This window comes from Pseudomonas sp. KBS0710 (assembly GCF_005938045.2).
In the GTDB taxonomy this organism is placed as follows: Bacteria; Pseudomonadota; Gammaproteobacteria; order Pseudomonadales; family Pseudomonadaceae; genus Aquipseudomonas.
On the sequence record NZ_VCCF02000001.1, the window covers coordinates 3,907,319 to 3,918,791 of the forward strand.

The window sequence follows — 11,473 nt, forward strand, 5'->3', positions numbered from 1 at the left end:
GTTCCTTCAGGTATTCAGGTCACTGAAGATCCAATGTGGGAGCGGGCTTGCTCGCGAATGCGGTCTGTCAGTAACAGATTAATTGACTGATGCACTGCATTCGCGAGCAAGCCCGCTCCCACAAGGGGATCAGAGTTTTTCCAGCGCCATGTTCAGCGCCAGCACGTTCACCACCGGCGGCCCCACCAGCGGGCTTTCGATGTGCTCATCGAGCAAGCGCTGCAGTGTAGACACCGGTACATTTCGCGCCGCCGCCACTCGCGCCAGTTGATAGGCAATCGCCGCCGGTGGCAAGTGTGGATCAAGGCCGCTGCCGGAGGTCGTCAGGGAGGCCAAAGGCACCGGCCCCTGGCCGGGCACCAACTGTTTATTGGCGTCATCAAAAATACGCGTGGCCAATGCCGGGTTGCTTGGGCCCAGGTTGCTGGCGCTGCTGGAAACCGTGGCAAACGCGCCGGCCGATGGCCGTGGGTGGAACCAACTGTCACCGGTAAAATCCTGGGCGATCAGGCTGGAGCCGCGCACTTTGCCCTCGGCGTCACGCACCAGGCTGCCGTTGGCCTGGTCGGGAAACGCAACTTGGGCGACGCCGGTGACCACCAGCGGGTAGGCAACGCCGGTGATCAGGGTCATGAGGACCAGCAGGCTCAGGGCCGGGCGGATCAGGGTGGACATTTCAAATTCCTCGATTCATTTATCAGCGCAGGACGCGGAGCGTCCGGGGCGGCATTCCCACGCGGAGCGTGGGAACGATCCAGTTACACCAGGTGCAACGCGGTCAGGAGCATGTCGATCGCCTTGATGCCCACGAACGGCACCAGGATCCCGCCCAGCCCGTAGATCAGCAGGTTACGTCGCAGCAACGCCGCCGCACTCGCCGCCTGCACGCGCACGCCGCGCAGTGCCAGGGGAATCAGCACCACGATAATCAGCGCGTTGAAGACGATGGCCGACAGAATCGCGCTCTGCGGGCTCTGCAAATGCATTACGTTGAGCACGCCCAGTTGCGGGTAGATCGAGGCGAACAGCGCCGGCAAAATCGCGAAGTATTTGGCCACGTCGTTGGCGATGGAAAAGGTCGTCAACGCGCCGCGTGTCACCAACAGTTCCTTGCCGATCTGCACCACGTCCAACAGCTTGGTGGGGTCACTGTCGAGGTCGACCATGTTGGCGGCCTCGCGCGCGGCCTGGGTGCCGTCGTTCATCGCCATGCCGACGTCGGCCTGGGCCAGCGCCGGGGCGTCGTTGGCGCCGTCGCCGCACATCGCAACCAGGCGACCGTCGTTCTGCTCGTGGCGGATGCGCGCGAGTTTCTTCTCTGGCGTGGCTTCGGCCAGCACGTCGTCCACACCCGCTTCAGCGGCAATCGCGGCAGCGGTCAGCGGGTTGTCACCGGTGACCATCACGGTGCGAATCCCCAGCTTGCGCAGCTCGGCGAAACGTTCACGGATGCCGGGCTTGACCACGTCTTTGAGGTGGATCGCGCCGAGCAGTTTGCCATCGGCGCATACCAGCAATGGCGTGCCGCCGCTCTGGGCGATCTTGTCGATTTCCCGCGAGAGTGCCGGCTGCAGGTCAAGGCGTTGTTGGCCGATAAACGCCAGCAGTGAATCGACCGCGCCTTTACGGAACACCCGGCCTTGATAGTCGACCCCCGACAAGCGCGTTTCAGCACTGAACGGCACGGACGTCAGCTCATCCACGGTTGGTTCGGCCTGAGGGTGCAGCGCGCGCAGGTATTCGACGATGGATTTACCTTCCGCCGTGTCGTCCGCCAGGGACGCCAGCAACGCGCCTTCAGCCAGGTCGCGACCACTGACGCCCGGCGCCGCGATCACGGCTGCACAACGACGGTTGCCGAAGGTGATGGTGCCGGTTTTATCCAGCAGCAACACATGCACGTCACCCGCCGCTTCCACCGCGCGCCCGGATTTGGCGATGACGTTGAGGCGTACCAGGCGGTCCATACCGGCAATACCGATGGCCGACAACAGGCCGCCGATGGTGGTCGGAATCAGCGTCACCAGCAGAGCGACCAGAAACACCAGCGGCAAGCTGCCATTGGCGAAGTGGGCGAACGGCTGCAGGGTGACCACCACCAGCAGGAAGATCAGCGTAAGGCCGATCAGCAGGATATCCAGCGCCACTTCGTTGGGGGTTTTCTGGCGTTTGGCGCCTTCCACCAATGCGATCATGCGGTCCAGGGTGGACTCACCGGGGTTGACAGTGATGCGCACCAGCAACCAGTCCGACACCAGCCGCGTGTTGCCGGTGACGGCCGAACGGTCGCCGCCGGATTCACGGATGACCGGCGCGGATTCGCCGGTGATCGCCGCCTCGTTGACCGCCGCAATACCTTCGATGACCTCGCCGTCACCGGGGATCATCTCCCCGGCGGCAACGCGCACCACATCACCTTTGCGCAGGCTGGTGGCCGGCACGACTTTGAAGCTGCCATCGGCCTCTTTGCGGCGTGCGCTGAGGCCTTCGCTGCCGGCTTTGAGGCTGTCGGCGCGGGCCTTGCCGCGACCTTCAGCCAAGGCTTCGGCGAAGTTGGCGAACAGCACGGTGAACCACAGCCACACGGCGATCTGTACGGCGACAAAGGTCGGTACCGTAGTGTCCGGCACAAAGCACAGCACGGTGGTGAGGATGGCGGTCAGTTCGACCACCAGCATCACCGGCGAGCGTTGCAATTGGCGTGGGTCCAGCTTGACGAAAGCCTGGACCAGCGCCGGACGCCAAAGAGCGGAAATGGCGGTTTTGGCCGGTTCCTGAGTAGTCACAGGGGCCGCATTTTTTGCAGGCATATTCATTTTCATATCCCCTCTAGCTCTTTATTTAGGAGCAGCCATGCTCAGGTGTTCAGCGATTGGGCCCAGCGCCAGCGTTGGCAGGAAAGTCAGGCCGCCCACCAGCAAAATGGTCACAGTCAACAGGGTTACGAACAGCGGGCCATGGGTGGGGAAGCTGTTCTGGCCAATCGGTGCGGTTTTCTTCATCGCCAGGCTGCCGGCCAGAGCCAGTACCGGCAGGATGTAGCCGAAGCGGCCGAGCAACATCGACAGGCTCAACATCAGGTTGTGGAACGCGGTGTTGGCGCTGAAGCCGCCGAACGCCGAACCGTTGTTGGCACTGGCCGAGGTGTAGGCGTACAGCAACTGGCTGAAACCGTGCGGGCCAGGGTTACTGATGGCACCGGCCGGGCCAGGCAGGCTGGCAGCGATGGCGCCCAGTACCAGGGTGCCGAGCGGCATCACCAGCAAGGTCACCACCAGCAGTTGCACTTCCTTGGCCTGCAGCTTCTTGCCCAGGTATTCCGGGGTGCGGCCGATCATCAGGCCGGCGAGGAACACCGCGATCAACACGTTGAGCAACATGCCGTACATGCCGGCGCCGACGCCGCCGAAGATCACTTCGCCGACCATCATGTTGACCAGCGACACCATCCCGCTCAGCGGGTTGAGGCTGTCTTGCATGCCATTGACTGAACCGTTGGACGCCGCTGTGGTGGCCACCGACCACAACACCGTGCCAGTGGTGCCAAAGCGCGCTTCTTTGCCTTCCAGCGGTGCGGTTTGTTCAACCGCCGGGTTGTTCAGCGTCGGGTTGGGCTGGTATTCGGCCCACATCGACGTCGCGCCACCGATCAGGAACAGCGCCAGCATGCAGCCAAGAATTGCGCGGCTCTGACGCAGGTCCTTCACGTAGTGGCCAAAGGTGAACACCAGCGCTACCGGGATCAGGATGATTGCCGACAGCTCGAACAGGTTGGCCCAGGCCGTCGGGTCTTCGAACGGGTGCGCCGAGTTGACGCCAAAGAAGCCGCCGCCATTGGTGCCCAGTTGTTTGATCGCAATCTGGCTGGCGGCCGGGCCGAGTGGGATCACTTGGTCCACGCCCTGCATCGTCACGGCATTCACGTAATGCGCGAAGGTTTGCGGCACGCCCTGCCACACCAGGAACAGCGCAAACACCAGGCACAGCGGCAGCAAGCCGTAGAGGGTGGCGCGGGTCATGTCGACCCAGAAGTTGCCCAGGGTTTTGGTGGACTTGCGCCCGATACCACGGCACAGCGCGACCAGCACAGCCAGGCCGGTGGCGGCGCTGACGAAGTTCTGCACGGTGAGGCCGATCATCTGGCTGAGGTAGCTCAGGGAGGCTTCACCGCTGTAGTTCTGCCAGTTGGTGTTGGTCATGAAACTGACCGCCGTGTTGAACGCCAGCGTCCATTCCTGACCCGGCAATTTCTGCGGGTTGAGCGGCAGATACTCCTGGAACAACAGTACGGCGAACAACAACACGAAACCGGCCAGGTTGAACGCCAGCAGCGCCAGCGTGTATTTCTGCCAGCTTTGCTCCTGGTGCTCGTCCACGCCGGACAGGCGATAACACGCGCGCTCAACCGGGCCGATTACCGGCGAGAGCCAGGTGCGCTGGCCTTCCATCACCTTGTAGTAGAACCGCCCCAGGAACGGTGCCGGCACCAGCACCACGGCAAAGAAGGCGATGATCAGCCAATAGTCATAACTGTGCATAGCCTGCTCCTAGTTCCGATCCGCGCGTAACAGCGCAACCAGCAGATAAATGAACAGCGCCACGGCCAATAGCAGTGACACCCCGTCCAGAACGCTCATGGAAGTCTCTCCGTTTTGCGGCGATTGCCGCGTGTGAGGCAATTGTCCACAGGAGTGGCGTAAAGGAACGAGAGCGAGGGTATGGGTGGGGCGTAAAGACGGCGTAAAGAGTGGGTTTATGCGGGGTTTACAGGGGGATTTTCAGCGCCTGGGCGGGCCTCATCGCGGGCAAGCCCGGCTCCCACACTTAACTGCGTACCTCCTGCTCAAACGCGGTCGAGTGTGGGAGCGGGCTTGCTCGCGAAAGCGTCAGGCCGGGCACCGCCGCTTTATTCTGGTGCACCAAATGAAGCATACAAACGCAAAACCGTTCCCCTCACGACACTGTCTGCGCTTTACGACACGCTTCTATGGGCTGGCATGGCCACTGCAACACCCACAACCATTCCAACCAGTTCAGGGAGCGCGACACGATGAACACACAACTCAAACCCACCTTGGGCACCCTGCATTTGTGGGGCATTGCCGTGGGGCTGGTGATTTCCGGCGAATACTTTGGCTGGAGCTATGGCTGGGGCGTGGCCGGTACGCTGGGTTTTCTGGTGACCTCGTTGATGGTCGCCGCCATGTACACCTGCTTTATATTCAGTTTCACCGAGCTGACCACTGCGATTCCCCACGCAGGCGGGCCGTTTGCCTACAGCCGTCGTGCCTTTGGCGAAAAAGGCGGCTTGATCGCAGGCCTGGCGACATTGATCGAATTTGTCTTCGCACCGCCCGCAATTGCCTTGGCCATCGGCGCTTACCTGAACGTGCAGTTCCCGGCACTCGACCCGAAACATGCGGCGGTGGGGGCCTACATCGTGTTCATGGGCCTGAATATTCTGGGGGTGAAGCTTGCCGCCACCTTTGAACTGGTGGTGTGCGTGCTCGCTGTCGCTGAACTGCTGGTGTTTATGGGCGTGGTTGCGCCGGCGTTCAGCTTCAGCAACTTCGCCCTGAACGGCTGGGCCGGCTCCGACACCTTTGGCGCGCCGGCTATTGCCGGGATGTTCGCCGCGATCCCTTTCGCCATCTGGTTCTTTCTCGCCATCGAAGGCGCGGCCATGGCGGCTGAAGAGGCGAAAGATCCCAAGCGCACCATTCCAAAAGCCTACATCAGCGGCATCCTGACCTTGGTGATCCTGGCCATGGGCGTGATGTTCTTCGCCGGTGGCGTGGGCGACTGGCGCACCCTGTCGAACATCAACGATCCGTTGCCGCAAGCGATGAAAAGCGTGGTGGGCACTGGTTCCGGCTGGCTGCACATGCTGGTGTGGATCGGCCTGTTTGGCCTGGTGGCGAGCTTTCACGGCATCATCCTCGGCTATTCGCGCCAGTTCTTTGCCCTGGCCCGCGCCGGTTACTTGCCGCCGTTCCTGGCCAAACTCTCGCGTTTTCAAACACCACATCGGGCAATCATTGCCGGCGGTGTGGTCGGCATCGCCGCGATCTACAGTGATGGCCTGATCAACCTGGGTGGCATGACGCTGACCGCAGCGATGATCACCATGGCGGTGTTCGGTGCCATTGTGATGTACATCATGAGCATGCTCAGCCTGTTCAAGCTGCGTAAGACCGAACCGCTGCTGGAACGCACCTTCCGTGCGCCGGGCTACCCGATCGTGCCGGCTGTTGCGCTGGTATTGGCGCTGGTGTGCCTGGTGGCCATGGCCTGGTTCAATGCGCTGATCGGCCTGATATTCCTCGGTTTTATGCTGGCGGGGTTCATCTACTTCCAGCTGACCGCCCAAGACCGTGCCGATGCACCAGCTGACGCGATGTTGACCGGGCTCTAAGGTTAACGAGGCGGAACAGGCCTACAATGAACTACTCAGAAAGCCTGTTACTCAAAGCCGTTATTAGCGTGGGAACATCCTCCAACGCTGGTCCGCCTCAAGGAGAGCCTTATGCCGTGGTATGCGTGGTTGATTTTAGTGGTAGCGATCGGGTCGATCGTCGGTGGGCTGCTGATGCTGCGTGACAGCGCCAACAAGGTGGAACTCACCGACGAACAACGCAAACGCGTGGCCGAGCGCAACGCCCAGGCGGACGCCAAGGACGCGCAGGACCGCTGAAGCGGGTTACTCCCAGTCTGCCTTGGCAATATGCAAGCCGTGCTGCCCCTTGTAGGCAGCACGCTCTGGCTGGCTCCAGCCGTTGAGCAACTCATCCTCCAAGCGATAGATCTCTACGCCCAGCGGCCGACACACGGTCAATGGGTCTTGTGCGTCCGGCCCCCACATCGGCAGCGACAGGTCCCCGCCCGGGCAAGTCGACAATGCACAGAGCAAATCAATCTCGGCAAAAAACTCCAGGTAATCGCCCTTCTGCGCCGGGCAGGCTTTCATGAAGTACATATCGTCGTGATTAAGGCCGGTGCACTGGAAAATGTTCAGCACGTCGTGCACGTCAAACTCGGTCAGGCCATGGGGCAGCACGGCGCGGGTCAAATTGGAATGGCAGTGGTGATGGAAGTCTTCGCCGGTGAGCATGCGGTTCACATACGGGTCACAACGGGTGCCGAGCAGATCGTGCAGGCGCCCACCGTGTTCATCGATGCCATAGCTCGCCAGGCTGTCATCGGTGATGGTCACCAAGGGCCGCAGGAACGGCAGGTTCGACCAAAGCCGATCATGGGTACTGACATGGGCGCCCTGCAGCTGCCGCGTGCGTGCCGCCCATAGGCGTTCGCGCGGGTCATTGGCGTTCCACACGTTGAAATCGCCGACCTGTGGGCCGACCGGCGTCGTCACGCGAAACACATGCCCGGCCGGCACTTTCCACGCCCTGCCCGTGCGAATCGGCACTTCGAACTGCTCGATCAATGTGCGTTTATCCGCCTGGTCGCGAATGCGCGCATAGAAGGCCGTGTCCACTTGCAGCGCCGAGCCTTTACTGACCTGATAGGCGGCCGGGTAGTCTTTGTACATAGGTGCAATCCTCCATCAAGGGTAATCAAACAGCGCCAGGGACAGGCGTTCAGAGTCGTGCAGGTAAAGGCTCATCGCCTCCTGCGCAGCTGATTTATTGCCGTTTATCAGCAAGGTGTAGATCTCACGATCACGCTCCAGCCAGGGCGACTGAAAACGTTGCTCATCGGGCGCCGCGCAAAACACCAGGCGCAATTGAGCGATCACCTGGGCGAAGAACTCGTCGAATAATGGGCTGCGCATCAACCCGACAATCTGCTGGTGGAACACCAGGCTATGAGTAGCAACGGCGCGCCAATCTTCACGCTCGCGCGCCAGCGTGGTGGCTTCAATGGCATTTTGCATGCGCACCTCGTGGTCGCCCGTCAGCGTGCCACTCTGGGCGATGGCCTGCAGCTCAAGGGTACGGCGGACCACGAACAGGTCTCGCACTTCGTCGCGCGCCACACGCCGGACCATCACGCCTTTGTTGCGCACATAGCGGGTGAGCCCTTCCTGCCCCAAACGGTGCAGCGCTTCGCGAATGGTATTGCGCGAGGCGTTGTAGCGCTTGACCAGGTCCACTTCGACCAGCGCCATCCCCGGTAACAGCCGCCCACCCATGATGTCGGCGCGCAGTTCAAGGGCAATCTGATCGGCGAGAGACAAGTTGAGCGTCATCATTGCGCCTCGATTGTTGAACAATTCATGCAGCAGATGTAATCACTTTTCATGCCAAGCCCGCTGAACCCTGTCTCTATGGGTAAACGGGCGCAACTCCGCTAAAATGCGCACTCGTTCTCGAGGCCGTCCTATGCGTTATTCAACAGACCACAAAGCCCAGACTCACCAACGCATCATCAAGGAAGCCTCCGTCCGATTTCGCCGCGACGGCATTGGTGCTACCGGCCTGCAGCCCTTGATGAAAGCGTTGAACCTGACACACGGCGGGTTCTATGCGCATTTCAACTCCAAGGATGAACTGGTGGACAAGGCCCTTCTGGCCGCCGCCGCAGAACTGGATGCACACTGCGCAATGTTGTTCAGCCAGGAACGGCCGCTGGATGCGTTCATCGACAGCTACCTGTCGCCATGGCACCAGACCTCACCGGGTGAAGGCTGCCCGCTGCCCACGATGTCGTCGGAGTTGGGCCTGCGAGGCCAGCATAGTCCGGTAACGGATGCGGTACTTGAAGCCAGGCTGACTCAGATCGATTCAGCATTGGAGCACCCAAAGGGTGATCACGAGAGCCTGGTACTGATGTCAACGTTGGTGGGCGCATTGGTGTTGGCCAGAAGCGTCGAAAGCCCGGAGCTGGCAGCCCGCATCCTGGAAGTGGTACGCGTAAGTTTGAAAGAACAGGTCGCGGATAATCAAAAGGCCGGTCAATGACCGGCCTTCTGCACAGGGTTTACACCCTTAGTTGATTACCAGCCTGTCGCGGTTTTTCTCCAGCAACGCCTTGCCGATACCTTTGACCTCCAGCAATTCGTCTACCGCGGTGAAAGGGCCATTGCTGTCGCGATAGGCGATGATCGCCTTGGCCTTGGCGGCGCCAATTCCGAACAGGTCACGGCGCAGTGCCTCCGCGTCGGCGGTGTTGAGATTGACCTTGGTGGATTGTTCGGCGTTGGCCATCTGGGCCGTAATCGGCGCTGGGGCTTCGGGTTTTGCGGATGGGGCTGCGGTAGTCGCTACAGAGAGGCTGGTGAGAAAGGCAAAGATCAGGGAAGAGATATAGGCGTTTTGCATTGGTGACACTCCATGACATCGGTAAAAGAAAAGCAGCTTTCCAAAAGCTGCTTTTCTAACTTAGGCGATGTGGGGAGAGAGTCAAAAGCGGGTGAGTAACAGGGTGTTAACTCACGGCTCCAAACGGCGCTGCTGGTAGATCCAATCGACGATTTCGCCGTCGGGCGAGTAGCCGCTCACGGTGTCGCGAAGCAGTTGGCGAACGCGCGAATAATCATCTGCATCTATTGCTGCCAGCAGCTCCGAGAGCTTGCCTTTGAGCGTATCCCAGGACAGGTGATCTTCATTGGCACTCATGATCATGGGGTGCTGAGTGGCAACCACGTTGTCACCTATCAGTAACTCTTCGTAAAGCTTTTCGCCCGGACGCAGGCCGGTGAATTCAATAGCGATATCACCGTGAGGATTTTTGTCGGAGCGTACGCTCAAGCCGGAAAGATGAATCATCTTCTCTGCCAGCTCGACAATTTTCACCGGCTCGCCCATGTCCAGCACGAATACATCACCGCCCTGGCCCATGGAGCCAGCCTGGATAACCAGCTGTGCCGCTTCAGGGATGGTCATGAAATAACGGGTGATTTTGGGGTGGGTGACGGTGATCGGCCCGCCCCATTTGATCTGCTTGTGAAACAGCGGAATAACCGATCCCGAAGAGCCCAGCACATTGCCAAAACGCACCATGGTAAAACGGGTTTTGTTGACGCAGGAGATGTTGAATTTGTCGCCAAACATGACCGGAGCCAACTCGCGGCTGAGGGCTTGCAGCGTCAGTTCAGCCAGGCGTTTGGAGCTGCCCATCACGTTGGTGGGACGCACCGCTTTGTCTGTGGAGATCAGGACGAAGTTGGCAACCCCCACCTGAAGCGCCGCCTGGGCGGTGTTGAGCGTACCGATCACATTATTGAGCACGCCTTCGGCAATATTGTGTTCGACCATCGGCACATGTTTATAGGCCGCCGCGTGGTACACCGTATCGACGTGCCAGGCTTTCATGACGTCCAGCAACTTGGCCGGGTTACGCACAGAACCGAGGATCGGCAGCAACTTTATCGGCAATGATTCGCGGGTGACGCGCTGCTCAAGTTCCGAAAGGATGCTGTAGAGGTTGAATTCACTGTGTTCGAACAGCAACAAGGTGGTGGGGCGCAGCGACAGGATCTGACGGCAAAGCTCAGAACCGATGGAGCCGCCGGCGCCCGTCACCATCACGCATTGACCCTTGATACAGTGCTCCAGCAATTCGCCCTGGGCAGGCACGGAGTCACGTCCCAACAGGTCGGCAATATCGACCTCCTGGATGTCATCGACCTTTACCCGACCGCTGGCCAGATCCATAAACCCGGGCACACTGCGCACATGCAACGGGAAGCCTTCCAGGAAGCCAAGGATTTCACGGCGCCGACCTCGATTGGAGGATGGAATCGCCAACAGGATCTCTTGGGCGCCGGTGGCATCGATCATGCGTTGTATATGCTTGGGCTTGTAGACCTGGAGGCCGGATATGACGCGATCGGCGATACTGGCATCGTCATCGATGAACGCAACCGGGCGCATCAGCCGCCCTATACGCAAGGCTGCCACCAGTTGGTTGCCGGCCGCTCCCGCACCGTACACGGCAACACGCGGCAGCCCATCGTCGCGGTTGGTGAAGGGCACGTGCTGGGAGGCGGAAAACCAGTCGCCGAGAAAGTACTGGCGCATAGCCAGGCGCAGCCCGCCGACCATGATCAGGCTGAGCCACCAGTAGTTGAAGATGATCGAGCGTGGGACGACATGCTGGTGGTTACTGTTCCAGTAGACCACCAAACCCAGGATCAAGGCGGACAAGCTGACGGCCTTGATGATGGCGATCAGCGCATCGTTACCGAAATAGCGCATGACGGCGCGGTACATCCCAAAGCGAACAAACAGCGGGATGGCGACGACAGGTGCTGCGACGAACAGCCAGAGGTGGTCCCGAAATGGGTTGGCCATCTCATCAATGCCGAGCCGCACGACAAATGCCAGCCACAGAGCGGTCCAGACCACGACGACGTCCGTAGACACCTGAATCAGGCGTTTTTTACGACGCGGCAACCCCACCAAACAGGCCCGTAACCTTTCCATCATCCCTTCGTCCACCTCAGGCAATTCCTCTCGTTGATGACCACGTGGCCGTACGACACATCCGACTGATTCAAAACCTTTTGAAT

At 60.3% G+C, this 11,473-nt stretch carries 11 protein-coding genes; 3 read left to right on the forward strand and 8 right to left on the reverse strand.

Annotation, left to right across the window (positions count from 1 at the left end; all coding sequences use genetic code 11):
* Window positions 1–129: 129 nt before the first annotated feature.
* The 4 genes from kdpC to kdpF all read right to left on the reverse strand — a co-directional run bounded on the left by kdpC (window position 130) and on the right by kdpF (window position 4,637).
* On the reverse strand, window positions 130–675 hold the full coding sequence (gene kdpC / locus FFI16_RS17745) for a potassium-transporting ATPase subunit KdpC (protein ID WP_138816122.1): 546 nt from the start codon (window positions 673–675) through the stop codon (window positions 130–132).
* A gap of 83 nt (window positions 676–758) precedes the next feature.
* Entirely contained in the window at window positions 759–2,816 is a 2,058-nt protein-coding gene (gene kdpB / locus FFI16_RS17750; RefSeq protein WP_371923608.1) for a potassium-transporting ATPase subunit KdpB, read from the reverse strand.
* A 21-nt stretch (window positions 2,817–2,837) separates the two neighbouring features.
* Window positions 2,838–4,538, reverse strand: coding sequence for a potassium-transporting ATPase subunit KdpA (kdpA, locus tag FFI16_RS17755; RefSeq protein WP_138816124.1), 1,701 nt, complete (start codon window positions 4,536–4,538; stop codon window positions 2,838–2,840).
* A gap of 9 nt (window positions 4,539–4,547) precedes the next feature.
* A complete protein-coding gene (gene kdpF / locus FFI16_RS17760) occupies window positions 4,548–4,637 on the reverse strand; it encodes a K(+)-transporting ATPase subunit F (protein WP_003218754.1) in 90 nt (29 codons plus the stop codon).
* A 413-nt stretch (window positions 4,638–5,050) separates the two neighbouring features.
* Between kdpF and eat the strand changes: the two genes are divergently transcribed.
* Complete coding sequence (gene eat / locus FFI16_RS17765) at window positions 5,051–6,415, forward strand: ethanolamine permease (RefSeq protein ID WP_138816125.1); 1,365 nt, start codon at window positions 5,051–5,053, stop codon at window positions 6,413–6,415.
* A gap of 111 nt (window positions 6,416–6,526) precedes the next feature.
* On the forward strand, window positions 6,527–6,694 hold the full coding sequence (locus FFI16_RS17770; protein WP_008437727.1) for a DUF2897 family protein: 168 nt from the start codon (window positions 6,527–6,529) through the stop codon (window positions 6,692–6,694).
* 6 nt (window positions 6,695–6,700) lie between these two features.
* Here FFI16_RS17770 and FFI16_RS17775 read toward each other — a convergent pair whose 3' ends face one another.
* Both FFI16_RS17775 and FFI16_RS17780 read right to left on the reverse strand, forming a co-directional pair.
* Window positions 6,701–7,549 carry a DUF1989 domain-containing protein gene (locus FFI16_RS17775; RefSeq protein ID WP_138816126.1) on the reverse strand — a complete coding sequence of 283 codons (849 nt, stop codon included), beginning with the start codon at window positions 7,547–7,549 and terminating at the stop codon, window positions 6,701–6,703.
* A 15-nt stretch (window positions 7,550–7,564) separates the two neighbouring features.
* The gene (locus FFI16_RS17780) at window positions 7,565–8,209 is read right to left on the reverse strand and encodes a GntR family transcriptional regulator (protein ID WP_138817429.1); all 645 of its coding nucleotides are present in this window, start codon (window positions 8,207–8,209) and stop codon (window positions 7,565–7,567) included.
* A 133-nt stretch (window positions 8,210–8,342) separates the two neighbouring features.
* On the opposite strand from FFI16_RS17780, the gene FFI16_RS17785 reads away from it, so the two are divergent.
* Window positions 8,343–8,921, forward strand: coding sequence for a TetR/AcrR family transcriptional regulator (locus FFI16_RS17785; protein WP_138816127.1), 579 nt, complete (start codon window positions 8,343–8,345; stop codon window positions 8,919–8,921).
* Window positions 8,922–8,948: 27 nt separating this feature from the next.
* Here FFI16_RS17785 and FFI16_RS17790 read toward each other — a convergent pair whose 3' ends face one another.
* Window positions 8,949–9,281, reverse strand: coding sequence for a helix-hairpin-helix domain-containing protein (locus tag FFI16_RS17790; RefSeq protein WP_138816128.1), 333 nt, complete (start codon window positions 9,279–9,281; stop codon window positions 8,949–8,951).
* A 111-nt stretch (window positions 9,282–9,392) separates the two neighbouring features.
* Window positions 9,393–11,387 (reverse strand): nucleoside-diphosphate sugar epimerase/dehydratase, encoded by a 1,995-nt coding sequence (locus FFI16_RS17795; protein WP_138817430.1) that lies wholly within the window; start codon window positions 11,385–11,387, stop codon window positions 9,393–9,395.
* Window positions 11,388–11,473: the final 86 nt, after the last annotated feature.

Coding starts and splice junctions, on each gene's coding strand:
- kdpB (WP_371923608.1), bottom strand. CDS start 2,816: ATGAATATGCCTGCAAAAAATGCGGCCCCTGTGACTACTCAGGAACCG.
- FFI16_RS17785 (WP_138816127.1), top strand. CDS start 8,343: ATGCGTTATTCAACAGACCACAAAGCCCAGACTCACCAACGCATCATC.
- FFI16_RS17770 (WP_008437727.1), top strand. CDS start 6,527: ATGCCGTGGTATGCGTGGTTGATTTTAGTGGTAGCGATCGGGTCGATC.
- FFI16_RS17780 (WP_138817429.1), bottom strand. CDS start 8,209: ATGACGCTCAACTTGTCTCTCGCCGATCAGATTGCCCTTGAACTGCGC.
- FFI16_RS17790 (WP_138816128.1), bottom strand. CDS start 9,281: ATGCAAAACGCCTATATCTCTTCCCTGATCTTTGCCTTTCTCACCAGC.
- kdpA (WP_138816124.1), bottom strand. CDS start 4,538: ATGCACAGTTATGACTATTGGCTGATCATCGCCTTCTTTGCCGTGGTG.
- kdpF (WP_003218754.1), bottom strand. CDS start 4,637: ATGAGCGTTCTGGACGGGGTGTCACTGCTATTGGCCGTGGCGCTGTTC.
- eat (WP_138816125.1), top strand. CDS start 5,051: ATGAACACACAACTCAAACCCACCTTGGGCACCCTGCATTTGTGGGGC.
- FFI16_RS17795 (WP_138817430.1), bottom strand. CDS start 11,387: ATGGAAAGGTTACGGGCCTGTTTGGTGGGGTTGCCGCGTCGTAAAAAA.
- FFI16_RS17775 (WP_138816126.1), bottom strand. CDS start 7,549: ATGTACAAAGACTACCCGGCCGCCTATCAGGTCAGTAAAGGCTCGGCG.
- kdpC (WP_138816122.1), bottom strand. CDS start 675: ATGTCCACCCTGATCCGCCCGGCCCTGAGCCTGCTGGTCCTCATGACC.